Here is a 25,985-nt window from a genome sequence, read left to right as displayed (position 1 = left end):
AGTCTCTCCTGAATGCGCCTTAGACGGAAACAGCGCAGTACGGTTTCATAAAACACGATCGTGTCAGACCAAATTTGGGCCAGACTTAAAGCGTCGGCAGGGTCTGGATCAGGCGTCCGCCCACCCGCACCGGCTCGACCCGTTTGGCCAAACCATCACTGCCGACCTCGACAAACACACCACACAGTGTGGCCGGCCCCGTGGCCGGGGCAAAACGGCTACCATGCATTTTGTGCACGAAACGCTGGATCGGTTCGTACTTTTCCATCCCGATCACGGAATCATAATCGGCGCAGGCCCCGGCATCGGTTTGATAGGCGGTACCTCCGGGAAGAATTTGTGCATCGGCCGACGGGATATGGGTGTGCGTGCCCACCACCAGCGAGGCGCGGCCATCACAGAAATGACCGAAGGCCATTTTCTCACTGGTGGCCTCGGCATGAAAATCAATCAGGACCGCATCGGCCCCCTCGCCCAAAGGACAGGCAGCCAGTTCGCGCACCACCCCGGCGAAAGGATCGTCGAGCGCATCCATGAACACCCGGCCCATGAAATTCATCACCAGCACACGGGCCCCCGCAGGGGTTTCGTATAACCCGGCACCACGCCCCGGTGCCCCGGCCGGAAAATTGGCCGGGCGCAGAATGCGATCTTCGTCGACAATCACCGTCAACAGTTCGCGCTGGTCAGCCCAGTGGTTGCCGGTGGTCAGACAATCGACCCCACAGGCAAACAACTCATCGGCAATGGCGCGGGTCAGCCCGAAGCCGCCGGCGGCGTTCTCGCCATTGGCCACAACAAAGTCGAGTGCCAATGCACGCCTCAGGCGAGGCAGCTCAGCTACCACCACCTCGCGTCCGCCCCGACCGACGATATCGCCTATGAATAAAAGGTTCATAAAGTCAGACTATCACCGCCCATGCCCAGATTTGAACCCCTATCGCGCAACAAAGACACATCGGCAAGGCGCTTTTCGTCTGCTATAAGCATTGTGAAAGGGTTATCGCGTGCAAACTATTATATTCGACTTCTTCGGTGTGGTTGTTGCTGAAATCGCGCCTTTTGTGCTGCCCCGCTATATGTCGGCCGCCGATGTCGTGCGCTATCGCGCCACCGTCGTGCAGGAAGCCGACCTAGGCTACATCACCCAAAAGGCCTTCTTTGACCGGCTGTCCGGCATTGCTGGCGTTTCGGCCAAACAACTTGAGGACGAGTTCTGGGCCCATGTCAAAGTCGATTCCGACACGGTGGCCCTGATTGAAGCGCTGAAAACCAAATATCGGGTGGCCCTGCTGACCAATGCCATCGTACCGTTTGTGCGGCAAATCATGGCGCGTCATGATCTGGCACGACTGTTCGACACCATTATGGTCTCGTCCGAGGAGCATATGGCCAAGCCCGACCCAGCCTTCTTCCAGCACCTGCTGACCAAAATGGATGTTCAACCGAAAGACGCGATTTTTCTCGACGACAATCCGGTGAATATTGAAGGGGCCAAGAATGCCGGAATTGCCGGTATTGTGTTCACCACGGCACCGCAGGCCGCACGCGAGCTGTACGAACGTTTCAGCATCGCGCCGTAAGCGATTAGACCGGGAAGTGGCGCAGCCCGGCCTCGCTGATCACCATATCAAGGCGCTGATCTGTGGCTTCAACCGGCACGGCGTCAACTTCCTGCCCGGCAAAAGCGATACCAACCGCCAGCGGGCTGCCGCTTTCGCGCAACTGGGCCAAACTGCGGTCGTAATAGCCACCGCCATACCCCAGCCGATACCCCGCCCCATCGAACGCCAGCAACGGCACCAGCAAAACCTGCGGCACCACCCTGGGGCAGGACGCGGGCGGTTCAGATGTGCCGAAGGTGCCCGCCACCAGCGGATCACCGATGCGCCAGCCCCGGAAGATCAGCGGCTGATCGGGGCCAACAATACAGGGCAGCGCCAGGCTGTGGCCACGCCGTTGCAACGCCGCCATCAACAGGCGCGGATCGGCCTCGCCTGCCAGCGGCCAATAGCCCGCCACACAGCTATGCGGCGGCAGGGGCAAATCGACCCCGGCGAGCAGCTCGGCAAAATCGGATAAATCCTGAGAAAGAGTGGCCCGGTGACTGCGGGCGCTTTTGCGCAGACGGTCCTTGCCGATCACAGCCCCACCCCATGTAAGGAATTAAAGTGGACAGGACCGCAGCCGTCGTTGGTATGGATCCTCACGGGCCTGCAGTTGCAGGTGGGGGCCGTATGACCAAAGCCACGGCTCTGGCCAGGGATAGCTCCCGATGAGTACCATTAAGGCCCCTGGGTATCGCGTTCCTGACGAGCGGAGCAGTACCTGTCCGCTTTCGACTATAGCGTAATCGGCTGCAAAAGCGAGCGGGCTAGTTTATATTCCTAGCATCATTCCAAAGGAAACCTGAAGCCGCCTTGAGCTTGGCGTCACGCCCAAGCCTTATGTGCTGTCCGGGCGGATTAGCCCGGTGTTTTGCCATCGGTCGGCAGTGGCCGGGCCGATGCAGCAGGCGGCGGAACTTCGTCCGCCCCCGTCGTATCGGCTTCGACACTTAAAGCCTGCAGCACGGTTTCAACCCGCCCGGCAGCGGCTTCCAGTTTATCGGCGGCGAGAGATTCGGCATCGTTGATATGGGCCTGCAACTGGGCATTGGCCTTTTGCATATCCGCCAGCGCCCGTTCGCTGGTCTCCAGCTTGGCTTTCACCGCGGCTTCGTCATCGGCGATCAGCATCGCGGCCATCAGCAGCAGCCGGGTGTCGCCGATCTGGCCCACCATGCGCACGACTTCCTGCACCTTGGCATCAACCCTGGCGCCAAGCTTCTGTAGCTGGGGCTCTTCGCCGTCATTGCAATCGATCGAATAATTGTGTCCGTTGACCACGACGGTGACGACAGCCATCTTACTTCTCCTAATCTGTCCGTACGGCCCCTTAAAGTCCGTAAAGTCCCCTCGTGCATGCCACTTTGCCGCCAGTCGGCCAAACCAGCAAGCGTTGTTACGCCCGCAAACCGGAAACCGGTGTCATGGCCATAGGGGAAAATATATCTCAGCGGCCCAGTGCCGCACGGATTTCGGCGATGGCGCCATCGAGACGCCCCTCGACTTCCGCGGTCAGCCCGGAAAGTGTCCGGGCGTTTTCTTCCAGCTCGGCCACGCGGGCGACAAGCTGTTCGCGCTCGGCGGACAATTTTTCTGCCTGCACGGCAGATTCATGAGCCAAATCACGGACTTTGAGCAGCGGCTGTGCCACTGTCTCCAGCCGGTCTAAGGCTTTTTCCAAACGTTCGGCGGCAAGACTGACCCTACTCATGCTGGCGCCTCCTCTGTTGCGCCGGGGCAAAGCATTGGCACTTGCCGGTCCTATGGTCAACAGAGCTGCCGCAAGGTTCCTGGGGAGAGACTTGACGATTGGTCTGGGGGCGAGTTTAAGGCAGTAAAAGCAAATGTCGGAGTAGTTGGAAACGCCTATGAATTCGCAAATCCGCCTTATGGCCAATGCCCTTCGGGCCCTCAGCATGGATGCCGTGCAAACGGCCAATTCCGGTCACCCTGGTATGCCGCTTGGCATGGCCGACGTCCTGACCACGCTGACGACCAAATTCATGAAATTTGATGCGACAGCCCCCAGCTGGCCGGATCGTGACCGGCTGATCCTGTCTGGCGGTCATGGTTCGATGCTGCTGTATTCGTTCCTCTATATGAGCGGGTATCCGGGCATCACCATCGACGACATCAAAACCTTCCGTAAGCTGGGCAGCCACTGCGCTGGCCACCCGGAACATGGCGAAATCCCCGGCATCGAAACCACCACCGGCCCGCTGGGTCAGGGTCTGTCCAACGCCGTCGGTATGGCGCTGGCCGAACGCATCCTGAACGCCCGCTTCGGCGACGGCCTGGTTGACCACCACACCTATTGCCTGTGCGGCGATGGCGACCTGATGGAAGGCATCAGCCACGAAGCCATCTCGATCGCTGGCCATCTCAAGCTGTCCAAGCTGGTCCTGCTCTATGATGATAACGGCATTTCGATCGACGGGCCGACCACCATCACGGATTCGACCGACACGATTAAGCGTTTCGAGGCCGCTGGTTGGGCCACGACCCGCGTCGACGGCCATGACAGCGACGCGATTGCCGCCGCCATCACAGCTGCCCACAAGAATGACCGGCCGACCCTGATCGCCTGCAAGACCATCATCGGCTTTGGCGCGCCCAAGCGTGCCGGTACCTCCAAGGCCCATGGCGAACCGCTCGGTGCGGAAGAAATCGCCGGTGCCCGCAAGGCCCTCGACTGGCCCTATGAGCCTTTTGTCATCCCGCAAGAGGTCACCAAGGTCTGGCGCGAAGCCGGCAGCCGTGGCGCGGCCGCCCGCACCGAATGGGAAGCGCGCAAAAACGCTGCCGATCCCGCGCTGGTGAAGCGGTTCGACGATCTGCTGGCGGGCGACATGCCGGCCGAGGTCTGGGACGGCCTGCAGGTTCTCAAAAAGCAGACCAGCGCCGAGAAACCCTCGGTTGCCACCCGCAAAGCCTCGCAGATGGTGCTGGAAATCGTCAACGCGCTGTGGCCCGCCACGATTGGCGGCTCGGCGGACCTGACGCCGTCCAACAACACGCTGACCTCGACCCTGACCGACATCAAGACCGGCGACTTCTCGGGCCGCTATATCCGCTATGGCGTGCGCGAGTTCGGTATGACCGGCCTGATGAACGGTATGACGCTGCATGGCGGCATTGTGCCTTACGGCGGTGCGTTCTTCGTTTTCTCGGACTATTGCCGTCCGGCGATGCGTATGGCCGCCATCATGGGCATCCGTGTCATTTACGTCTTCACCCATGATTCGATCGGCGTCGGCGAAGACGGTCCGACCCATCAGCCGGTGGAACATCTCGCCGCAGCCCGTGCCATTCCGGGCCTTCGGGTCTATCGCCCGGCCGACGTGGTCGAAACGGCGGAATGCTGGGCCCTGGCCCTGGCCGACAAGAACCATCCCAGCATGCTGGCGCTAAGCCGCCAGAACCTGATGACCGCGCGAACCACGCATACGGACGAAAACCTCTGCGCCAAAGGCGCTTACGAGGTTGCCGGTGCCGAAAACGCCAAGGTCAGCCTGCTGGCCACCGGTTCAGAAGTGGAACTGGCGTTCAAGGCCCGCGACCTGTTGGCAGCTGACGGAATTCCCGCCCGCATTGTATCAATGCCGAGCTGGGAACTTTTCGAACAGCAGGATGAAAACTATCGCAAAAATGTGCTAGGACCTGACACCGTTAAAGTCGGTATCGAAGCGGCCCTTGGCTTTGGCTGGGATCGCTATATCGGCGAAAAGGGCGTCTTTGTCGGCATGCATGGCTTCGGCGCCAGCGGCCCGGCCAAGGATGTGTTCCAGAAGTTCGGAATCACCCCGGAAGCTGTGGCAGCCGCGGCGAAAAAAGCGTTGCAGGGTTAATTAGCCGGACCTTTAATCGGCTTAAAATTTTAGGCGTGAACAAAAAACAGGAGAAATTTCATGGCCCTTCGTATTGCAATTAACGGCTTTGGCCGTATCGGGCGCTTGGTTCTGCGTGCGATCGTCGAATCGGGTCGCCGCGACATCGAAGTTGTGTCGGTCAACGACCTGGGCCCGGTGCCGACCAACGCGCACCTGCTGCGCTATGATTCGATCCATGGGCGTCTGCCGGCCGAAGTTTCGGTCGAGGGCGACATCATGACGGTTGCCGGTCACAAGATTAAGGTGACCGCGATCCGCAACCCGGCCGAGCTGCCGCACAAGGATCTGGGCGTTGATATCGCCGTTGAATCCACCGGCTTCTTCACCGCCCGTGACAAGGCCGCTCTGCATCTGGAAGCCGGTGCCAAGCGCGTCCTGGTTTCGGCCCCGGCCGACGGCGCTGACCTGACGGTCGTTTATGGCGTCAACCATGACAAGCTGACCAAGGACCACATCGTCGTTTCGAACGCTTCGTGCACGACCAATGGCCTGGCCCCGCTCGCCAAGGTGCTGAACGACAATTTCGGCATCGCCAAGGGCATCATGACCACGGTGCACTCCTTCACCAACGACCAGCCGAGCCTCGACCAGCTCCACAAGGATCTGTATCGCGCCCGCGCTGCGTCGCAGTCGATGATCCCGACCTCGACCGGTGCCGCCAAGGCCGTTGGCCTGGTTCTGCCGGAACTGAAGGGCAAGCTGGACGGTATCTCGATCCGCGTCCCGACCCCGAACGTCTCGCTGGTTGACCTGAAGGTTGTCCTGAACAAGACCACCACCAAGGAAGACATCAACGCGGCGATGAAGGCGGCTTCGGAAGGGTACCTGAAGGGTATCCTGCACTATGTCGACGAACCGCTGGTCTCCAAGGACTTCAACCACTTCCCGGCCTCGTCGTCCTTCATGGCGCCGCAGACCAAGGTGATCGAGGGCGACCTCGCCGCCATCTACAGCTGGTACGACAACGAGTGGGGCTTCTCCAACCGTATGATCGACACCGCTCTGGCGATGGGCAAGTTCCTGTAATGCATATTGGGGCAAGCATCCTTCCGATGCTTGCCCCATCTTTTTTGCCGCGCCCACAGCGCGGTTTTTTTTCGTCTTCAGCCAAACTTTTAAGGCCAAACTTTAAGGACCAATCTCATGGCTAAGTTCCTCACCATCGACGACATCGACGTCAAAGGTAAGCGCGTTCTGGTTCGCGCCGACCTCAACGTGCCGACGAAGGACGGCGTGGTCACTGATACCTCGCGCATTGATCGTCAGGCCCCGACCATCATCGACCTCGCCAAGAAGGGCGGCAAGGTCATCGTCTGCTCGCATTTCGGTCGTCCGAAGGGCAAGCGCGATGCCAGCCAGTCTTTGAAGGTTGTGGTTAGCGCGCTGGCCGAAAAGGTCGGCCTGCCGGTGGCATTTGCCGATGATTGCGTTGGTCCGGTGGCGGAAGAAGCCGTGGCCAAGCTGAAGGACGGCGAAGTCCTGCTGCTTGAGAACACCCGCTTCTATAACGAAGAAGAAAAGAACGATCCGGAATTTTCGGCCAAGCTGGCCAAGCTGGCAGACGTCTATGTCAACGACGCCTTCTCGTCGGCCCACCGCGCCCATGCTTCGACCGAAGGCGTGACCAAGATCATCCCCGTCGTGGCCGCTGGCCGTTCGATGGAAGCCGAACTGAAGCACCTGCAGCAGGCCCTCGACAACCCGACCCGCCCGGTTCTGGCCGTTGTTGGCGGTGCCAAGGTCTCCTCGAAGATCGACGTGCTGGAAAACCTGATGGCCCGCGTGGACACGCTGGTGATCGGTGGCGCCATGGCCAACACCTTCCTGGCCGCTCAGGGCAAGAAGATCGGCAAGTCGCTGTATGAAGCCGATTTCGTCGACACCGCCAAGAAGGTGCTGGAAAAGGCCAAGGCGACGGGCAAGACCGTCGTGCTGCCGGTCGACGTGTCGCTGGCCAAGGAATTCAAGGCCGGTGCCGCCAACCGCATCGCCGGTGTGGATGATGTCGCCGATGACGAGATGATCCTCGACGTTGGTCCGGCTTCGATCGAAGAGTTCAAGACCATTCTGGCTTCGACCAAGACCGTGGTTTGGAACGGCCCGTTCGGCGCCTTTGAAATCCCGCCCTTCGACAAGGGCACCGTTGGCGCGGCGCAGGCCGTTGCGGCGGCGACCAAAGCCGGCAAGCTGTTGTCGGTTGCCGGTGGCGGTGACACCGTGGCAGCCCTCAACGTGGCTGGTGCGGCAAACGATTTCTCCTATGTCTCGACCGCTGGCGGCGCCTTCCTCGAATGGCTCGAAGGCAAGGAACTGCCGGGCGTGGTTGCGCTGTTCGTGAAGTAATTTCTGCCTCGGCAGAAATGGAAACGGCCGGAACTTCGGTTCCGGCCGTTTTTTTATGCCCGATATTACGGAATTTCTATTTCAGGAAAACATCGACCCGGTCAGCGGCACCGCCATCGGTGGCCCCGCCCATGGCGCGGACATCGATACGGTCCGACGGCACCCCGGCGTCAATCAGCAGTTGGCGCACGATCAGCGCCCGCTTGAGCGACAGCCGCCGGCCATCGGAGGATTTCTCACCCTTCGGTCCGGCATAGGCGAAGACCTGAACCCGGCCCGAACCGTTCCCTGCCAGCGCCATGCTTAAAGAGTCGGCCAGCCGGGTCAAAGACTGCACCGCCGCGCCACCGGGATCGCTGGCGTTGGCCTCGAACGTGATCGAACCGCGGCGGGCCCCACGCGCTTCGGCGACGGGATGCTGCGGCTCAAGCCGGGCAACCTGCACCGGCGGTTTCGCGGGCGGGACGTTATTCTGCACAGCCGGGGAATGGGATGTGGTGTGGCCGCCATGGGCCACTTCCAGATCGCCCATATCAAACGAGCCTGCCGAAACGGCACGGTTTACAGGCTGGGCCTGACGGGTGGCGACCTTCACCGGTGCTTTGGCCACGGGCGGCGGCAAGCTGCGCGCCACCGGCGTTTCAACCGGCCTGACCACGCGATTTTCGGGCTGTTTTTGCGCCACTTTACGTTCGGGCGCGCGGGCCGCAACCGGCGGCACCAGATCGGGTGGCGGGGCCACCGCTACCCGGGTCTTATGAACCACGGGGGCCACAGGGCTGGCGAGGCTTTCGCGGACGCTGCGGGCAGCTGGCTTTTTGCTGATCCGGTGCAGCCGGATCGGGGCATCGCCCTCGCCCGGCTGGATCAGATCACCCTGAACAATGCGGCCATAGTGCCCACCGGGATAGAGCAGCACCCCTGCCCCCGGCGCCGGATTGGTGACGACTTCGGGGTTGTTGTAGACCGGATCGCCATAAGCGCCGGTCGCCAACAACAGAGGGGCTGCCATCAGCAGCAGGGAAATGGGAGTGTATCGCATTGAACGGACATCCGCCCCCATGGCTAACGCATGATTCCACGTAAGGATAGTAACCTTATGCTATCCGGCTTGCACCCTCAACCAATGGCCTTCTTGCGGCCCTTAGCCAAGAGGTCGCGGATCTGCGGGAAAAGCGACTCGTTGGTGGCGATCACCCCACCGGAAGTCAACATATCCTGACCACCATTCATGTCGGTCACCAGCGCGCCGGCTTCCCGGGCAATGATGATACCCGCCGCCATATCCCAGGCATTGATGCCGCGTTCCCAGTAGCCGTCATACCGGCCCATCGCCACGCCGCACAAATCCAGCGCCGCCGAACCACAGCGGCGGATGCCGGGGCTGACCGCCAGCACCTCGGCGACCTCGGCCAGGGCCAGGGCATGGCCGGGCTTGCCCGAGAAGGGCAGACCGGTGGCGAACAGTGCCTCGCTCATCGAACGGCGCGCCGCCACATGCAGCCGCTTGTCGTTGAGATAGGCGCCGTGGCCTTTTTCGGCGACATACATTTCGTCGACGATCGGGTTGTAGACCAGCCCAGACACCAGCTGACCTTCGCGTTCGAGCGCAATCGAAATGGCGAAGATCGGCACGCTGTGCAGGAAGTTGGTGGTGCCGTCCAGGGGATCGATAATGAAGCGATGCGACGTGTCGGAGCCTTCCTGACGGCCGGATTCCTCGCACAGAAAGCCGTAACCGGGGCGGGCCTTGGACAATTCCTCGATCAGGATCTTTTCCGTGCGCCGGTCGGCGTTGGAAACGAAATCGCCCGGGCCTTTCATCGAGACCTGCAGGTTTTCCAGTTCGCCAAAGTCACGCGTCAGTCCACGCGCCGCTTTACGGGCCGCGGCGATCATCACATTCAGAGCAGGGGATAAATACGGCATGATTTACTCCGCACGACGGACGTAGGAGCCATCTTCAACGGCCACCACGATCCGGGCGCCGGCTTCGATGAACGGCGGCACCTGCGTTTTGACGCCATTTTCCAGCACCGCGCCCTTGTAAGACGGGGCAGCCGTGCCGCCACGCATCACCGGGTCGGCCTCGGTCACGGTCAGGGTAACCTGAAGCGGCATCTGAATGCTGATCGACTTGCCTTCATAGGATTCGACAATCACCTTCATGCCGTCCTGCAGGAAGCGGGCGCGATCACCGATGAAATCCGCCTCGATATCGATCTGTTCGTAGGTTTCGGTATCCATGAAGGTCAGCATTTCGCCGGTGGCGTAGAGGAAGTTGTAGTCCTTCTTCTCGAGATAGATCTCTTCCACGGTGGCGTCCGAGCGGAAACGCTCGTTCAGCTTGGTGCCGCTCAGAATATTCTTGAGCTCGACCTGATTATAGGCGCCGCCCTTGCCGGGCTTGACTGCCTGTGACTTGACCGCCAGCCACAGGCCGCCCTGATGTTCAATCAGAGTGCCGGGCCGAATTTCGTTTCCTGCAATTTTCGACATAATATACGTCCTTCGGGCGCCGAGATGTTACAATTCAAAGAGCGGCAGGGTGATAGCAGGCTTGGGCAGAGGGGGCAAACCCCCGGTGCAGCCATTTTTGCCCTTTGACCCGGCCGCACCGCAAGTCGCTGAAATTCCTGTTATTTTAGACCTCTTGGGCAGCAAAAAGCGCGTTGAACGCCGCAACCGCCGCCCCGGGGCCATCCTTAAAATCCCAGACCCCGGCCGAAACCGCCAGAAAGTCCGCCCCGGCGGCCACCAGCGGGCCAGCATTTTCCACCGTGATACCGCCAATGGCGACACAGGGCACCACCATCACGTCGGCCCACCAGCGGATAAGATCAAGCTCGGCCAGCGGCGCATCCGGCTTGGTCGGTGACGGGAAAAAGGCCCCAAAGGCCACGTAATCCGCCCCGGCCTCGCCCGCATCCATGGCCAGATGCCGGGAGCCATGACAGGTGACGCCAACGATGCGGTCCGGCCCCAGCGCCGCGCGCGCATCGGCATAAGGCGCGTCTTCCTGACCGACATGAACACCGTCACAGCCCAGACGGGCGGCCAGATCGGGGCGGTCATTGAGCAGAAACGCCACGCCGGCGGACTGGGCAATCGGCATCAGAATGTCGGTTGCCCGCTTAATCTCGTCATCGGCCGCCCCTTTCAGCCGAAGCTGCAGGCAGGCGACATCGCCGCCATCCAGCGCGGCTTTCAGTGTCTCGGCAAAGGGGGCCGGGTCCAGTTTGGGCGGGGTAATAAGGTAAAGACGGCAGGGTTCTTCGGCGGGCATCAACAGGCTTTCACAAATTTCCCCGGCAAGATACCGCGCCAGATGGCCCCGACGCCACCCCCAAAAGGAAACGGCCCGGAGCTTTCCGGGCCGTTTCCACGTTTATCGCCGTTTGGCTTATTTGCCAGCGGGCCTGGTGACTTTCACTTCGTGGCCGTCATAGGCGACCGTGGCGTCAGCCTTGGCATCGAAGTTAACCGCATCCCTGGTCGGGCCAGAGATGAAGCGAACCTTGAACACCCGCTTGGCCAGCATGCCGTCAAAGGAACCCATACGGGCACCAATGGTCAGCGTGGCGGTCTTGTCGTTGTAGTACAGCGCAATGCCGCTGGCCTTGCCCTGACGATAGCCATTCGACTTGCCATCATCTTCATAGAGCGAAGCCTTACCGTCGGCGCCGGTATACACCACGAAGACGATCGGGGCGTTCGGCTTCTGATCCGTGTACTGCTGATCAGGCCCCGTCGGGATGATCGCGCCCGCCTTGACGTAGACCGGGATCTGCTTCAGCGGTGCCACCGCGGTGATCGACTGACCGCCGCTGTACTTTTTGCCCGAGAAGAAGTCGTACCAGTCCGCACCCGCCGGCAGATAGACCGAACGCGATTTGGCCTTGTACTCGGTCACCGGGGCAACCAGGAAGCTTTTGCCGAACATATATTCGTCGGCAATATTCCAGACCTTCTTATCCGCACCGAAATCCATCACCAGACCACGCATCAGCGTGCCCGACTTGTGATAGGTCGATGCCGCCTGCGTGTAGATATAGGGCAGCAGGCGATAGCGCAGATGGGTATACCAGTCGAGAATCTTGAAGGTTTCCGAACCCGGCTTGGCCATCTCGTAGATTTCACGACGACGGACTTCACCATGCGAACGGAAGACCGGGGCAAAGGCACCGAACGCATACCAGCGGGTATAAAGTTCGGTAAACTCGGCCAGATCCGCCGCCGATTTCGGCTTGGTATAGACCTTCAGCCCATCATCGAAATAGCCGCCAAAACGGCTTTCCATGGTGTAGCCGCCGATATCCATGCTCCAGTTCGGAACGCCGGACATCGAGAAGTTGACGCCCGCCGAAATCTGATCGCGCATATCGGACCAACGCGCCACCACGTCGCCGCTCCACACCCCGGCGCTGCAACGCTGCATGCCGGCAAAGCCAGAACGGGTCAGAATGAAGGTACGCTGATCAGGATGTGCCGCGGCCCAATGATCGTAGAAGCCGCAAACATGCATGAGCGGATAGGTGTTGTAGACCTGTGCGCCCGGACCATAGGCCGTCGGCCCACGCATCTTGATCTGGTCGTCGATCGGCATGTTGGAATGCATGTCGGGTTCGTCGTTATCCATCCACCAGGCATCGGGGCCCAGGACATCGAGCTTGGGTGCAATCTGCTTCCAGTAGATGTCACGGGCGGCCTGCGAATAGGCGTCGTAGTTCGAGCTTTTGTAACCCGGACCAACCCAGTCGAGATAGCCCTGATCGACCGCATACCGATACATCAGGCCGAGCTTATCGAATTCCTTATAGTTATCGAGATGCGAATAGAATTTCGGCCAGATCACAATCATCAGATGGGCATGCAGATTATGCACATCGTCGACCATCTTCTGCGGATTGGGGAAACGACTTTCGTCGAAATCATGCGAACCCCAGGCCGGATCTTTCCAATAGCGCCAGTCCTGCACTATGGCATCGAGCGGCACATTCAGCTTGCGATATTCTTTGACGACATCGACGAGCTGCTGCTGGGTGTTGTAACGCTGACGGCTCTGCCAGAAACCATAGGCCCATTTGGGCAGCATGGCGGCCTGACCGGTCAGATGACGATAGCCCGCGACGACATCATCCATGTCGGAACCGGCGATGAAATAATAGTCGATATTGTGCGCGACATCCGAGGACAGCGACAGTTCATGCCGTTCGGCATCGGGCAGCGGATCAAGATGCAGGAAGCGTAAATACGCGCCGCCTTCGTTCTGCCATTCGGCATGGAACTTGACCGGCTTACCGGCGGTCATTTCCATCTCGTAATTGCGGTACCAGCCCTGCCAGCCCTGACGCCAGCTATCCATCACCAACTTGCCGTCGATCCACAGCTTGAAATAGCCGCTGACATAGAAACGGAACTTGTGGACACCGGTCTTGTCGGTTTCCAGCGTGCCGTCATAGACCACCTTGAGGTCGGGATAGGTCGCCGGCGGTGCACCCTGTACCAGCGGCTTGTCGGTGTGAACCTTGACCGCATCCGGGAAGTTCTTCTGGTCGGGAATGAACTGATAGTTCGGGTCGGCTTCGACCTGTTCCACCTTCAGCTTGCCACCGACATAGTAGCGGGCGGTGAGGCCCCCTTCCTTGCCGGACGCATCGCGCAGCTTCAGCTCTTTCGACAGCGTGTCGTATTCTTTGGGATAACCAAAACGCGTGATCGAATAATTATCCCACAGCACGCCGTAATTGTTGGTGGAAACCACCATCGGCACGGCAACGTCCATATTGTGCTGGGCCAGGATGACATCCTCGCCATTGTAATTCATCTGGCCGTTCTGATGCTGACCAAGGCCATAGAAGCCTTCATCGGTGCCACGGTTGAATTCCTGACGGACGGCATAGAAATCCTTGCCATCAACCTTCACCGGGGTGAACTGGCCGCCATTATAGCCCGACAGCACCGCCTTGCCCGACGCGTCGTGGAACACGACCTTGCCGGAGGAGAGCGAAACATCCGCCGAGACCTTGTCGGTTTTCAGCGTCAGCGTATCGCCGCTGGTCGTGACATCAAATTTGGTTTGTTCGGGTTTAACCTGCACCAGCAGGCTTTTCTGTGGGTCAAGATTACCATCCACCGACGCGGTGACGTGGATGATGCCATCCGTCATGACCTCCAGACGCACCTTGTGTGCGGCCGCGCTGGTGGGATTGATGATGACGCCGGTGGCGGTCTTCTCCCAGGTCTGGGGGGCGGCTTTTTCCGCCTCCTTCGACTTGAACGCCGACGAACAGGCACCGGCCATTGCCAGCACTGCCGCCGCCGCCGCGAACGCTACCCAGCGTTTCGCAGACTTTGTTACGACCATGTCCCTCTCCACTCTTATATGAAGTTGTTATTGGAGCTTTCAGTATGTCGACAGTTTGACGCGCAACACTTGCGGGGCATCGGCAAAGTTCAGACCATAGTCGGTCTGATCGCCATTCCACACGCGGTCGCACACCCACTTGTCACCGTCATAGTGCCCTTCCTCGACACGATCCCATTGCGAGGACTGACCACTTTTTTCGTCAGCCAGCGCAAAGGAAACCCGGGCATGATAGCCCATTACGAGGAATTCGTCAGGCCCGAGCTGTGCAATAAGCGCACCGCCGGTCGGCTTGGCGGCCCAATCCGGCTTATCGGCATTCTTGAAGTATTTCGCCTCGCCGAACTGCCACTGGCCATAGGAAACCGAGGCTTTCCAGCGGCCCAGAGTCTGGGACTGGGCGGCATGATCATCCGGCTCGGCCACACCCCAGGTCTCGTTCTCGAAGCTGAGCTTAGCCCACTGACGCATGACCGACCCGACCTGGGCAAAATGGGCCGCAAACGGCGCGATAGATGCGTCATCAACCACCTTGGTACCCAGCGGATAGTTACTGTAGCCGGTATAATCAAAGCCAAACGGGCCAAAACCCAGACCATGCTGGCCCAGAACCGGATAGAGGAAACGCGAATACCAGGGATCGTTACCGATTTCGACGATCATCAGCGGGTTATCCGGCCGGGTGTAACGCTTGAGATTGCTCGTCACATTGGCATAGTTTTGGGTATAGAGATCCGGCGCGGCCGCGAAGATATTGGGCGCGGCAATCTTCCAGATATCGAGCACGTTCCAGGTCGGCCCGCCCACCGCATAGGTCTTGGGGTCCTGTGCATTGTCGGGGTCGCGCAAGGCCACATTGACATACATCGGCAGCGGATAGACCGCCTTACCCGCCTCGGCCACCGCTTCGACATAGGATGCGATCGACCAGGCGTGGAAATATTCCTCGGCATCTTTACCAAAAACGGATGTCCAGCTACCGGGGGCCTTGTGCAAACCGGCCAGCAGCTTTTCGGGCACCGGGCCGTCGAACAGCTTCTGCGCCGCCGGGCCATGATCGCGCACCAGACCATAGGTGCCGGTTTCATTTTCGACCTGCATCATGATCACAGTGCGGGCAGCATCGGTATCCTTAAGGTGGCCCATCAGGGTGGCATAGGCCTTACTGTCAGCGGCCAGTGTCACCGGGCTGTTCGGCGACATGGCATAGAAATTCTTGCCCTTTTCATCGATCATGCGGGGGAAGCGGGCCGGATCATTCTTGACCCAGGCCGGGGCATAACTGGGCGAGGTATTCTTCCAGGTGCCGAACCACACCAGCACCAGACGGATATTGTTCTCGCGCGCCTGCTTCACCAGCGTATCGACATAGGAAAAGTCGAACGTGCCTTCGGTCGGTTCGATCTGCTCCCACGCCACAGGGATTTCCAGCGTGTTGGCACCCAGCTTTTTCAGCGCGGGCCACACCTTGGTCAGGGCAGCGGGATAATTGCTCGAATTGTTGGCCTGGGTCGCCAGCATGGTGAAGGGCGCGCCATCCACCATCAGGGCAAAGCGACCATCCTTTTGCACCACCGTGGGAACCGGGGCGGCCGCATTGGCCGCAAACGGGCTGACACCGGAACCGACATCCGCACAACCGGCCAGAAGCAGGGCCGCCGTGCCGACAGCGAGGGCAAAATGACGCCCCTTCACCACCGTGGATACCGAGCGAGACAGATGGAATGATGATGTGGACAACGAAACCTCCCCTGACATTGCGCCTGCCCCGGGGACCATACCAAATACCCGAGGGAAATACTTTGTGATAGCGCTATCATTTAGCATATAAAATGGTCTGAAAATGCTTTTTTTGCAAGCGGTTCAGCCACACGCCCCGATCACATAACGGCGACGAGGCGGCCATAAAAAATCCCCCCGACCATTAGCCGGGGGGATCATACGTTGCTTCAGGATTTCAGTGCCAGGAACTTACCAGTTGGCACGCAGCACGATCGAGAACTTGCGATCAACATCAATGTAGTTCGACCGCGGATGATAATCCGCATAGCCGGTATCGGTGTAGACCGACGTCGCCATCAGGTTGGTGACCTGCAGACCGATCTTATAATGCTCGAGGAAGTTATAGAAGATCGAGCTGTCGAGCTGACCATAGGATTCCTGCCAGACCGGCTGATTGACGTTTGCACCCGAGCTGGAGAGCAGGAACGACGAACGCCAGTTGTAGGCCAGACGGAAATCAATGTCATACTTGGCATAGAGCAGAGCCAGATTGTAGCTGTCTTCCGACATGCCTTCCAGCGGCAGATCTCTGTTATTAGAATTACTTATTGCCGTGGAATTGGTCACATCGACCGCACCGTTATGACCGCCTGAATTGTAGATCTTGGTGTAGTTGGCCTGGAAACCAAGCCCGCTGAAGGCACCCGGCAGCATATCGTAGAACTGCTGGTAGGAAACTTCGAAGCCCTGCACCTTACCATGCGACCCGTTGACATAGGTCGTATAGTTGAAGTCCATCGTTTCGCCCGAATAGGGGTTGGTGATGGCGGTCGAGGTGGTCGAGGAATAGATATAGTCTTTCAGGTCCTTGTAGAACAGTGACATCGTCACATTGCCCGAGGCCGAAAAATACCATTCCACACTGGCGTCGTAGTTAGACGCCTTCATCGGCTTCAGGCTCGGGTTGCCGCCGCTGCCCGATGGATCGGACTTGAACGAATAGGCCTGCGTCGTGCCGGAATCACCCCAGTTAAACGAGAGCGAGGCATTGTTGCGGGTGTAGGCAAAATCCGGGCGGACAATGGTCTGCGAATAGGCCAGACGGGCCTGCAGTTCATCACTGATATGGGCGCGGAAGTTAAAGCTTGGCAGGTAATTGGTATAACCGTTCGTTACCGCCGGCCGGTCGATGGTGGCACCGGCCTGCGACGTACCACCCAGATAGGCAACCGCTGCCTCGAATTGCGTGCAGCTGGTGATAACGGCGGGGGTTGTTGTGGTCCCGACGTCGGTACCAACCGTGCAGCTGTCGGCATTCAGCGTCGGCATGACCAACTTACCGTTACTGACATTGTTTTCCGTGCGAACGATGCGCAAGCCCACATTACCATCGATCGGAAGATCAAGGCCGAAGAAATTGTCATGCGCGTAGTTGACCTGCATATAGGTCGCGTAGACATCCTGTTTCTGCGCGCTGATACGGTTGCTGGTGCTGTTATTGCCGTCTGTGTTTTCGTACAGCGCCAGACAGGTCATATCGTTGCCGGTACAACCCGCTTCAGCGGCATAGCTGATCCAACGGGCCCAGTTTTGATAGCTGCCAGCCGCAGACGGTTCAATCGACGACAGTAACGCAGAGGACGTGACTGTACTCATTGCAGCCAGAGACGCACTTGGCACCCACAGGCTTGGCAGGCTATTGCCGAAGATTTTCTGGTAGCTGTAGAGTTCCGCATAGCTGTTGATGGTCGAAACCGCCGAACTGCCGGACGATACCGTACTGCCGTCAGCCGCAGAGTAAGAGCCGGAAACCGTACCATCGAGCGTCGGGCAGTTTGCATAGTTGCCACCCCAACTCTTCGGGCACAACGCACCCCAGTTGTAGCCGGTCTCACGGGAAACCGCGAGCTTCTTGCTGCCACGGATACCAAAATCAACGCTCTTGATATAGCCGAACAGACCGTTATCCGAGAAGGTATGCGTCACGTCCAAGCGGGCGGTACCGGCATGGGCCACATTGTAACGCATGTGATCCATCGCGGCGTTCCACTGATAGTTGGACGCGGTGGAGGTCGAACCGTCGTTAGTATAGCTGATCTTGGGATCGCCCTTGGACAGATCCAGATCCATCACCAGACCAGAGGTCAACGCCGTATACATCGTCACATTGCGGTAAGGCGAGCTTGCTTCGACAAACTGCACATCTGCCGTGACTTCCCAATTGTCGTTCGGGTTCCATTTGGCGTTAAAATTGACGTCGGTATTGCGGTTATGACCGGTGCCAGCGCGTGTATCAATCGACGACAGTGAAGCTTCGCCACCAGTCCAGTTGCCCTTGGAATCAAAGGTCGAACCGGAACCATTGAATGTGCCAAGGCTCGACGTGCTGCTGGTCGTAACCAAATACACATAATGTTCGACGTCAGTCTGGTGCGCATAGGTGTTGAGGCCGCTTAAAGTGAATTCCCAATGTTCATTGGGGCGGTACTGCAACACGACATTGGCAGCCAGACGCTGCTGCTTGAATTCCATCTGACGCCAGGCCCAGCCATCCGGCCCCATCAGGCGACCGCTGGAACCAGCATCCTGATCCATACAGCTGGAATAACCGCTGTCATTGGCATCGTAATGGTGACCGTAGGTCGAGCTGGAACTGTTCACATCCCAGCAGTCATACGGGTTGATATTGATACCTTCGGTACGGGTAATCTGGTCCTGCCAGTCAACCGACGCCAGGAAACCGATTTCGCCGATGCTGGTGGTCCAGCGATCACTGTACAAGGCGTTAAAGGACGGCAAAGCGCGGTCGGACAGATCGCCATAGGTGTAGTCGCCGGACAACGCCATGACGCGCCCGCTCTGATCGAACGGCTTACGGGTCTTAAGGTCAACCACACCGCCGACGCCGCCTTCAATCATCTTGGCGGTCGGGTTCTTATAGACGTCGACGCCGGACAGCAGGTCGGCGGAGACGTCAGCAAAGCTTAAGGTACGTCCGTCAACGGCAGAGAATTCATCACGACCGTTCATCAGCGACTGCACCCAGGACAGACCGCGTACGAACACCGAGCTGCCGGTGCTGCCATAACGGGTCGGATCATTGGCCGAGTCCGTACGCTGCAGCGTTACACCCGGCACGCGCTGCAGGGCTTCTGCAACGTTGCGGTCCGGCAGAGCGCCGATATCGACCGAGGTGATCGAATCGACCACCTGGTCAGAATTTTGTTTAATCGCCTGCGCCGACTGCAAGCTGGCACGGATGCCGGTGACAACCACCGTTTCCAGCTGATCTTGCGCCACCATCGGCACGGCCAGCAGTGTGACGGCCAAGGCCGAGACACTGCCAAGCAATAGGTGTTTCTTTGTCATGAGTATCAAGTCCCTCCCAGAACTGTTTCACTGACCAATACCCGCAATGCGTGCAACGATAAGCTGAGCCTGCCACTGCACGCCATCACAAAGAGGCGTTAAACCGTTTGGACTTCACAGGCAGAGACAGCCCTTACCAAAAAGCGCGGATGCGCTGTCGGCAGGCAACCACCCTGCTAGTGCTCACGAAGCCAATGCGCTTCAACTCCCCATAAACACGGATGATTTTTCAACGCCAGCCACCCCAACTCGGATAGCGCGACGTAGCCCCGCGTTCTCGTGATAGCGATAACACGGACAGCGCTTCCCAATCCAGATACACCCGCCAGACGGGCGTAAAATTGCGGGTTCTGCCTCATAATTGTCACAGTCCGGTGAACAGAGCGACACAATTCGAATATGAGTTTAAATATCAGATAAATTTATAAATACGTGTATCCGTTTGATTTACAACAGAAAACGATGCGGATGGACAAAACCCCAGCGCGAAAGCCATAAAAAAAACTCCCGGTCGCATGACCGGGAGTTTTCACATGTAAGGCAGGATTGACTTAGTAGACGTAGGATACAGAGAAGTTAATCCGGCGATCGGCGATGAACCAGCTGCGGTTATGTTGCTGTGCGCCATACCCCATCAGGGTCTTGGTCACGGCATTGAGCAGGTTCTGACCGCTGAGCGACAGCGAGAAGTTGTCGTCGATCTTGTACTGGAACCCGGCATCCAGCTGACCGAAGGAATCACTGAACACAGGCAGGTTGAAGGCACAGGTGCCATCGGTCGAGTTCAGACCGGTGCCACCGACAGCCGAATCATTCTCATTGCAGGTCGTACCGGTATCCGACGCGCTATAGGTGCCATTGGTACCATTGGCGGTCGGGGTCAAGAGGTACTTGCTACGCCACGTCCAGGCGAGCCGGACCGAGAACGGACCCTTCTCGTACATGCCGGTGACATTGTAGTTATAGCGCGACAGCATATCCACCGGCAGACCGGTAATCAGGTTACCGTTCATGTCATAGGACGCATCGCCCGGCGAGCGACTGTCGATGTAGGTGAAGTTGGCATCAATGCCCAAACCATCAAACGGCGCCGGCAGGAAGTCGGCAAACTTGGTGAAGCCGGCTTCAAAACCGCGGATCACGGTTTCCTTGTCCGAGTTGATGTAGTTGGTCACCGTGGCATTTTTGGTCTGTTCGCCATTGGTGCCCAGATCAAACGTCATTTCTTCGGTTGTAACGCCATAGGTGATGTAGTTCTTGATGCTTTTCCAGAAACCGGAAATGTGCGCCGCATCGCCGTTATCGCCATACCATTCCAGCGACAGGTCAAGGTTGCGCGACAACTGCGGCTTCAGATCCGGCGTACCGGTCGAGGCCGTAAAGCCCTTGATCACGTTATCGGTCGAGTTGACCGACATCGAACCACCAGCCTGCATGTAGCTGAACGCCATGTTCCCCATGGTTTCAGACAGGGCCAGACGGGCATGAACACGATCCGTCGGCATTACGTCGAAGTTAAACGACGGCAGCGCCGTCATGGTATCGCGGCCACCTTCACGATAGGTGTAGGCATCCGGGATATCGAAAGTGTTGCCACTGGCATAGTCGGAAGCAGACCAGGCCAGATCACTGCTTTCGCTCTGCTTGATATACCCCGAACTGAAGTTATGGTTATAGACAACGCGCACGCCGGCGTTGCCGTCAAACGGCATGCCGAAGAAACCATCCGAAGACGCAAATTTGGCCATAACATAGCCCGACACGGACTGACTGATCCCTTGGTTTAAATCGCGCGGATCATACTGTTCGTTACCCGTCGTGTCGTTATTGGTATAGCCATATTTCTCATGCCAATAAGCGACATTGAGCTCTTTTACCTTGCTCATATTCGGGAACAGGGCGGCACCCGGCAGCGAAGCCTTGCCACGGAAATAGTTCTTGAAGGAGACCAGCTGCGTATCGCTCGAATCTTCGCTGAAATAATGCATGCTGCTGCCAGAGGTGGTGTAGTCAGCATACCACGGGCTGAGCGACGTGTAGGTGTATCCGGTCGAGCGGTCATTTTCCTTACGCGAAGAAGCCCGCATACCGAATTTGATCGACTTCAGAATACCCCAGCCTTCCGGGCTGTATTCAGCATCGAAATTGGCCGCAACCGACGTACCGCTGTTACGGTTGTGATTGTCCATCGTCGCTGCCCAGTTGTAGTAGGAAGAATTGGTCAGCGATGAAGAATTCGGCACCGTAATTACTGGATAGGCTTCCGTCAGATCCATGCTGACGGCCGACAACATGGTCGAGCCATACACCGCCAGACCGTCAGTGCCCGAGGTGGAATGCACATACTGATAGGCGCCGGAAACACGCCAGCTATCGGTCGGGGTCCAGTTGAAGCCGCCGGTCAGATCGGTGGTGCGGTTATTGGTGCTGCTGGCCTCGGCATCCACCGTACCAAGCGAGCAGTCGCCGCCCGACGTCGAAACCGTGCCGCTCTCCGTCGTGCAGGTCAGCCCGTGCGGGGTGTAATACTGATAATAGGAATCAACCAAGCTATCGGTCTTCAGCAGGCTGTTATTCTTATCGAGCGTGTAGTTAGCAATGCTGTAGTCCGACGTGGAAAAACCCAGCGTCATGCCAGCACCGGCCGTATCCATGAAGGCGTCAGCCGTGCTCTTGCTGTTGTAGTAGGAGACGAAGGCCGTCTGATAGACCGACAGACTTTCCATCGGCTTCCACTGCAGGGCTTCATAGAAGCCAGCACGCTTGCGACGGATGTCCTGGGTACGGTAGTCGAAACCGCCCGGAATGTAGACCGTATCCGAATTTTTCGTCCATTCGCCGGAATTGTAAACGCCAACATGCGGGTAATAGGGCTCAACCTGCATGGTGTCGTCACGGTTGGCGATATCGGAATAGGCCATATCGACCAACAGACCGATTTCACCGATGCCCGTGTTCCAGCGATCGCTGATCAGCAGCGAGCCACTGGGATGGGCCTGCTTGATGAAATCGCCATAGCTGCCGCCAGCCGTGGCACGAACGGTAAAGCCGTCGAAATCGAACGGCATATGGGTGCGCAAATCGACCGAACCGCCAACGCCGCCTTCGAGCTGATCTGCTGTCGAGCTCTTATAGATGTTCACAGCCGACATCAGTTCCGGCGGAACGTCTTCCCACAGCAGCGAACGGCCGCCATTGGCGCTGAACGATTCACGACCGTTCAGGGTCGAGCTGACCTGGGTCATACCACGAATGGCCACGCCCGAACCTTCGACCGAATAATGATCCGGATCGCCGGTGGCACCAAAATGGGTGATCGACACGCCCGCAATGCGCTGCAGCACTTCGGTCACGCTGGCATCCGGCAGCTTGCCGACATCGTCAGCCACCACGGAATCCACGATCTGGTCGGAATTCTGCTTGATGTCGACGGCGGTCTTCATCGCCGCGCGGCGGCCGGTCACGACGACCGTTTCCATCTGTTCCTGAGCGAAAGACGGCAACGTTGCCGCCCCGACCAGCACCAGAACAGAGACTCCGCCCAATAAAATCTGAGATTTACGCATTCAGTTCCTCCCACTGTCGGTACGACACCGGACATCGACGGTTGGGAGCGCACAGGCATTTGCGTGATGCGCGCGCCCAACGTGTGTTGCCACTTACAATCTGGGAGGTGGTCGCTTGCCCTGCTGGTGATATTAACGATGCCAATGGCGCAATTTGGCCGTTTGGCAAGAATAGCAACCAGTGCTCACGAAGATAAGCGTATCAACTCCCAAATACAGACGAGATTCAACCTAAGATTAACTCCTCACAAGTCGTGCTTAGGTCCGCCTGCTTTATGATGTTAGCGTTATCATGGTGTGAGAGTGGGAATCCAGTATTGGATGACGTTTGCGTGAAAATGCCGGAATAAAGATACATATTTGCCACACGGCTTATTTACCGTCAAAAAATCACCACTTATTATAGAACTTCACCTTGAAACACGTCAATTTACATGAATAACAAAGTAAATGACGCGGCAGATTGCTCCGCCGCGTCATTTTAACAGACTAGAATAGCGTTACAGCACACTAAATGGTGGTGTCAGACTGCCGTTAACTGATACTGATGGCCGGCCTCAACCGTAATAACGCGCAACGGACCACGTCCTGAAGCGGTCACCGCACGCCCGCTGGCACGGTCAATCAGCTTGAATGCCCCGGTAAACAGGCTGCTGCGTAACCGCAGAACGCCCCCTTTACCCGCCAGCAACGTCGCCGATACCGCCTTGCCATTCTTCCAGCTCAGATCGATGGTGACATCGCCACGGGCCCGAATGCCCTGAACCGAACCATCCCGCCACGCCGCCGGTAAGGCGGGTAGCAAGGCAATCTCGTCCGTCTGGCTCTGTACCAGCATTTCGCACACCCCGGCGGTGGCGCCGAAATTGCCGTCGATCTGGAACGGCGGCGTCACATAGGCGTCCCACAGATTCGCCATGGCGTTCTCCCGCACCAGCCTGCTGTAGATAGAATAGGCGTGATCGCCATCACCCAGCCGGGCCCAGAAATTGACCTTCCACGCCTTGCTCCAGCCGGTGCCACCTTCGCCATGGCTGGTCAGGCTGTCGCCGCGGGCCTTCAGGGTCACGCGGGCCGCGGCGGCGAAATCCGGTGTCGCCGCAGGGGAAATCTGATGGCCGGGATGCAGGGCATATAGGTGCGAGGTATGACGGTGGTCATCCTTGGCATCATCCCAGTCTTCTTTCCATTCCTGCAACTGCCCCCAGGAGCCAACTTTTAAGCCCGGATCGAGCGCAGCCTGCGCCGCCAGAATTTTGGCGCGGAAATCCTTATCCCCGACAATGGCGGCCGCTTCGGCCACATCGGTGAACAGGCCATAGACCACCTGCTGCGCCATCGCCGCCCCGTTGGAGAAGGGACCATGTTCCGGCGAATAGCTCGGTGAGACCACCAGCGAACCATCGCGCGGGTCCGGGATCAGTGCCTCCAGCCACAGCTCGGCGGCTTCCTTCATCACCGGATAGGCGCGGGTCTTCAGGAAGGCCTCGTCCTTGCTGTAGCGGTAATGGTCGTAATATTGCGACGCCAGCCAGGCCCCGGCTTCGGGCTGCCAGAACGCCGTCGGCCACGAAATCAGCCCGGTCTGGCCCCAGATGTTGGTCTTCAGAAATAACGTCCAGCCTTTGGTGCCCATCACGCGTTCGGCCGCCACCCGGCCCGGCACCACCAAACTGTCAACGAAATCGTAGAACGGCGCCGCCGTCTCGGCCAGATTGGCCTGATCGGCGGGCCAGTAGTTCATCTGAATATTGATATTGACGTGATAGTCGTCGCTCCACGGCGGCGTGTTCGAATGGTTCCAGACGCCCTGCAGATTGGCCGGCAGCGACCCGGCCCGCGACGAGGCGATCAGCAGATAGCGGCCATATTGGAAAAACAGCGCTTCAACAGCGCGGGCTTCGGCACCATTGTTGTTCTGTTTGTAATCGGCCAGCGCCTTGTCGGTCGGCACATCGGGCATCGCCTGCCCGATGTCCAGATGCATCCGGTCAAACAGCGCGCCATAGTCTTTTTCATGGCGGGCCAGTAATGCGTCATAGCTTTGGGCCGCCGCCTGATCGAGCGCGGCCGTCAGCCCGGCATGGGGATCGGCCCCACGATAATCCGGATACTGCACGGCGTAATTTGTCCCGGCCTTAAGGATCACGATCACCGCATTGGCGCCGCTGACCGTCACCGCAGCCCCATCATCGTGGCGCTGGCCACCCTGATTGAGCACCTGCGCCGCGGCTTCATATTTCAGGCCGTTATCTTTGAGCGCCCCCGCCACGGTGAGACGCCCGCCATGGGCCACAGCCTTCACGCTGCGATTATCGGGAATGGCAAAATCCGCTTTGAACGAAATCTGCCCCGGCTTATCGGCTTCCAGTTTGATGACGATGACGCCATCGGGATAGGAGGCAAAATAGCTCCGCCGGTAGTGTACCCCGTCCGCAGTGTATTCCACCCGCGCGATCGCCTTACCAATATCCAGACTGCGCCGGTAGCCGGTCACCGCCGCAGGCCCGCCAAAGTGCAGCATCAGGCTGCCGAAATTCTGATAATCGCCCGGGCTTTTTTCATCCTGCCCCAGCATCTTGGCGGCGACTTCAGGGGCCAGCTTGGGGTCTTTGGCCAATAGCGCGCGCACATCGGCCAGCGCCTTGGTCGCGGGCTTATCTGGCAGGCTGCCATTATAGCCACCCACCGCACCGGGGCCGCCGGTCCACAGTGTCTTTTCATTGAATTGAATTTCATCGGTTGCAACCTGGCCGGTTATCACCGCGCCCATCGCGCCATTACCGATGGGCAGCCCCTGCTGCTCCCAATCGGTGGCGGGGGCCGAATACCATAGGCTAGCATCGGCGCCCCGGGCCGGGACCATCGCGGCCCCCAAAGCGGCACAGCAAAGCATCGCCGATAAACCAAGCCAGCGGCTTTTTTGCTGGTTTTGCCGCTTTTGCTGACCTGCGCGTTCCATTTTTGTGCGTTCCATCATTTTTGCGTGTGGGATTTGTCTAATCGTAAGGCGACTTATATGATCAATGATAACGCTAACACCAAAGCAATAAAAGCGGAGAGGAAATGCGCAAGTCCCCCTTACGGCCTTTGCCGGGGGCGGCGGATGCGTCGCCCCCGT

General features: G+C 58.6%; 17 protein-coding genes and 1 other RNA gene. 4 read left to right on the top strand and 14 right to left on the bottom strand.

Annotated elements, in window-relative coordinates:
* Nucleotides 1–85: 85 nt before the first annotated feature.
* Nucleotides 86–898: a TIGR00282 family metallophosphoesterase gene (locus ACZ5RI_RS04645; RefSeq protein WP_464514941.1), complete on the bottom strand. Its 813-nt coding sequence runs from the start codon at nucleotides 896–898 to the stop codon at nucleotides 86–88.
* A gap of 109 nt (nucleotides 899–1,007) precedes the next feature.
* Here ACZ5RI_RS04645 and ACZ5RI_RS04640 point away from each other — a divergent pair, with 109 nt between their 5' ends.
* On the top strand, nucleotides 1,008–1,583 hold the full coding sequence (locus ACZ5RI_RS04640) for an HAD family hydrolase (protein ID WP_464514940.1): 576 nt from the start codon (nucleotides 1,008–1,010) through the stop codon (nucleotides 1,581–1,583).
* A 4-nt stretch (nucleotides 1,584–1,587) separates the two neighbouring features.
* On the opposite strand, the gene ACZ5RI_RS04635 is transcribed toward ACZ5RI_RS04640, so the two are convergent.
* The 4 genes from ACZ5RI_RS04635 to ACZ5RI_RS04620 form a co-directional block, all read right to left on the bottom strand.
* A complete protein-coding gene (locus ACZ5RI_RS04635; RefSeq protein WP_464514939.1) occupies nucleotides 1,588–2,145 on the bottom strand; it encodes a 5-formyltetrahydrofolate cyclo-ligase in 558 nt (185 codons plus the stop codon).
* A gap of 29 nt (nucleotides 2,146–2,174) precedes the next feature.
* Nucleotides 2,175–2,331: non-coding RNA, 6S RNA (gene ssrS, locus ACZ5RI_RS04630), on the bottom strand.
* A 134-nt stretch (nucleotides 2,332–2,465) separates the two neighbouring features.
* Nucleotides 2,466–2,906 carry a cell division protein ZapA gene (locus tag ACZ5RI_RS04625; protein ID WP_464514938.1) on the bottom strand — a complete coding sequence of 147 codons (441 nt, stop codon included), beginning with the start codon at nucleotides 2,904–2,906 and terminating at the stop codon, nucleotides 2,466–2,468.
* Between the two features lie 148 nt (nucleotides 2,907–3,054).
* Nucleotides 3,055–3,318, bottom strand: coding sequence for a DUF4164 family protein (locus ACZ5RI_RS04620; RefSeq protein WP_464514937.1), 264 nt, complete (start codon nucleotides 3,316–3,318; stop codon nucleotides 3,055–3,057).
* Nucleotides 3,319–3,475: 157 nt separating this feature from the next.
* Between ACZ5RI_RS04620 and tkt the strand changes: the two genes are divergently transcribed.
* From tkt to ACZ5RI_RS04605, 3 genes are all read left to right on the top strand, one after another.
* Nucleotides 3,476–5,455: a transketolase gene (gene tkt / locus ACZ5RI_RS04615; protein ID WP_464514936.1), complete on the top strand. Its 1,980-nt coding sequence runs from the start codon at nucleotides 3,476–3,478 to the stop codon at nucleotides 5,453–5,455.
* Nucleotides 5,456–5,515: 60 nt separating this feature from the next.
* Nucleotides 5,516–6,523: a type I glyceraldehyde-3-phosphate dehydrogenase gene (gene gap, locus ACZ5RI_RS04610; protein ID WP_464514935.1), complete on the top strand. Its 1,008-nt coding sequence runs from the start codon at nucleotides 5,516–5,518 to the stop codon at nucleotides 6,521–6,523.
* A gap of 117 nt (nucleotides 6,524–6,640) precedes the next feature.
* Complete coding sequence (locus ACZ5RI_RS04605; protein WP_464514934.1) at nucleotides 6,641–7,840, top strand: phosphoglycerate kinase; 1,200 nt, start codon at nucleotides 6,641–6,643, stop codon at nucleotides 7,838–7,840.
* A gap of 76 nt (nucleotides 7,841–7,916) precedes the next feature.
* Here the strand turns inward: ACZ5RI_RS04605 and ACZ5RI_RS04600 are convergent, their stop codons facing one another.
* From ACZ5RI_RS04600 to ACZ5RI_RS04560, 9 genes are all read right to left on the bottom strand, one after another.
* A complete protein-coding gene (locus ACZ5RI_RS04600; RefSeq protein WP_464514933.1) occupies nucleotides 7,917–8,882 on the bottom strand; it encodes an OmpA family protein in 966 nt (321 codons plus the stop codon).
* A 77-nt stretch (nucleotides 8,883–8,959) separates the two neighbouring features.
* Nucleotides 8,960–9,769, bottom strand: a complete 810-nt coding sequence (locus ACZ5RI_RS04595) for an inositol monophosphatase family protein (RefSeq protein ID WP_464514932.1) — start codon at nucleotides 9,767–9,769, stop codon at nucleotides 8,960–8,962.
* A gap of 3 nt (nucleotides 9,770–9,772) precedes the next feature.
* On the bottom strand, nucleotides 9,773–10,339 hold the full coding sequence (efp, locus tag ACZ5RI_RS04590) for an elongation factor P (protein ID WP_464514931.1): 567 nt from the start codon (nucleotides 10,337–10,339) through the stop codon (nucleotides 9,773–9,775).
* Between the two features lie 145 nt (nucleotides 10,340–10,484).
* On the bottom strand, nucleotides 10,485–11,126 hold the full coding sequence (thiE, locus tag ACZ5RI_RS04585) for a thiamine phosphate synthase (RefSeq protein ID WP_464514930.1): 642 nt from the start codon (nucleotides 11,124–11,126) through the stop codon (nucleotides 10,485–10,487).
* Nucleotides 11,127–11,243: 117 nt separating this feature from the next.
* Nucleotides 11,244–14,207 carry a glycoside hydrolase family 31 protein gene (locus ACZ5RI_RS04580; protein WP_464514929.1) on the bottom strand — a complete coding sequence of 988 codons (2,964 nt, stop codon included), beginning with the start codon at nucleotides 14,205–14,207 and terminating at the stop codon, nucleotides 11,244–11,246.
* Between the two features lie 39 nt (nucleotides 14,208–14,246).
* A complete protein-coding gene (locus ACZ5RI_RS04575) occupies nucleotides 14,247–15,947 on the bottom strand; it encodes a DUF5597 domain-containing protein (RefSeq protein WP_464514928.1) in 1,701 nt (566 codons plus the stop codon).
* Between the two features lie 231 nt (nucleotides 15,948–16,178).
* A complete protein-coding gene (locus ACZ5RI_RS04570) occupies nucleotides 16,179–19,298 on the bottom strand; it encodes a TonB-dependent receptor (RefSeq protein ID WP_464514927.1) in 3,120 nt (1,039 codons plus the stop codon).
* 551 nt (nucleotides 19,299–19,849) lie between these two features.
* Nucleotides 19,850–22,864: a TonB-dependent receptor gene (locus ACZ5RI_RS04565; RefSeq protein WP_464514926.1), complete on the bottom strand. Its 3,015-nt coding sequence runs from the start codon at nucleotides 22,862–22,864 to the stop codon at nucleotides 19,850–19,852.
* A 523-nt stretch (nucleotides 22,865–23,387) separates the two neighbouring features.
* Nucleotides 23,388–25,730, bottom strand: a complete 2,343-nt coding sequence (locus ACZ5RI_RS04560) for a glycoside hydrolase family 95 protein (protein ID WP_464514925.1) — start codon at nucleotides 25,728–25,730, stop codon at nucleotides 23,388–23,390.
* Nucleotides 25,731–25,985: the final 255 nt, after the last annotated feature.

This window comes from Micropepsis pineolensis (genome assembly GCF_055392125.1).
This window is presented reverse-complemented; position numbering and strand designations above follow the sequence as displayed.

What these genes read in the sequence shown, in the direction of transcription:
- ACZ5RI_RS04645 (WP_464514941.1), bottom strand. Translation starts at nt 898, where the DNA reads ATGAACCTTTTATTCATAGGCGATATCGTCGGTCGGGGCGGACGCGAG.
- ACZ5RI_RS04605 (WP_464514934.1), top strand. Translation starts at nt 6,641, where the DNA reads ATGGCTAAGTTCCTCACCATCGACGACATCGACGTCAAAGGTAAGCGC.
- ACZ5RI_RS04600 (WP_464514933.1), bottom strand. Translation starts at nt 8,882, where the DNA reads ATGCGATACACTCCCATTTCCCTGCTGCTGATGGCAGCCCCTCTGTTG.
- gap (WP_464514935.1), top strand. Translation starts at nt 5,516, where the DNA reads ATGGCCCTTCGTATTGCAATTAACGGCTTTGGCCGTATCGGGCGCTTG.
- ACZ5RI_RS04625 (WP_464514938.1), bottom strand. Translation starts at nt 2,906, where the DNA reads ATGGCTGTCGTCACCGTCGTGGTCAACGGACACAATTATTCGATCGAT.
- ACZ5RI_RS04565 (WP_464514926.1), bottom strand. Translation starts at nt 22,864, where the DNA reads ATGCGTAAATCTCAGATTTTATTGGGCGGAGTCTCTGTTCTGGTGCTG.
- tkt (WP_464514936.1), top strand. Translation starts at nt 3,476, where the DNA reads ATGAATTCGCAAATCCGCCTTATGGCCAATGCCCTTCGGGCCCTCAGC.
- ACZ5RI_RS04570 (WP_464514927.1), bottom strand. Translation starts at nt 19,298, where the DNA reads ATGACAAAGAAACACCTATTGCTTGGCAGTGTCTCGGCCTTGGCCGTC.
- ACZ5RI_RS04595 (WP_464514932.1), bottom strand. Translation starts at nt 9,769, where the DNA reads ATGCCGTATTTATCCCCTGCTCTGAATGTGATGATCGCCGCGGCCCGT.
- thiE (WP_464514930.1), bottom strand. Translation starts at nt 11,126, where the DNA reads ATGCCCGCCGAAGAACCCTGCCGTCTTTACCTTATTACCCCGCCCAAA.
- ACZ5RI_RS04560 (WP_464514925.1), bottom strand. Translation starts at nt 25,730, where the DNA reads ATGGTCCCGGCCCGGGGCGCCGATGCTAGCCTATGGTATTCGGCCCCC.
- efp (WP_464514931.1), bottom strand. Translation starts at nt 10,339, where the DNA reads ATGTCGAAAATTGCAGGAAACGAAATTCGGCCCGGCACTCTGATTGAA.
- ACZ5RI_RS04580 (WP_464514929.1), bottom strand. Translation starts at nt 14,207, where the DNA reads ATGGTCGTAACAAAGTCTGCGAAACGCTGGGTAGCGTTCGCGGCGGCG.
- ACZ5RI_RS04620 (WP_464514937.1), bottom strand. Translation starts at nt 3,318, where the DNA reads ATGAGTAGGGTCAGTCTTGCCGCCGAACGTTTGGAAAAAGCCTTAGAC.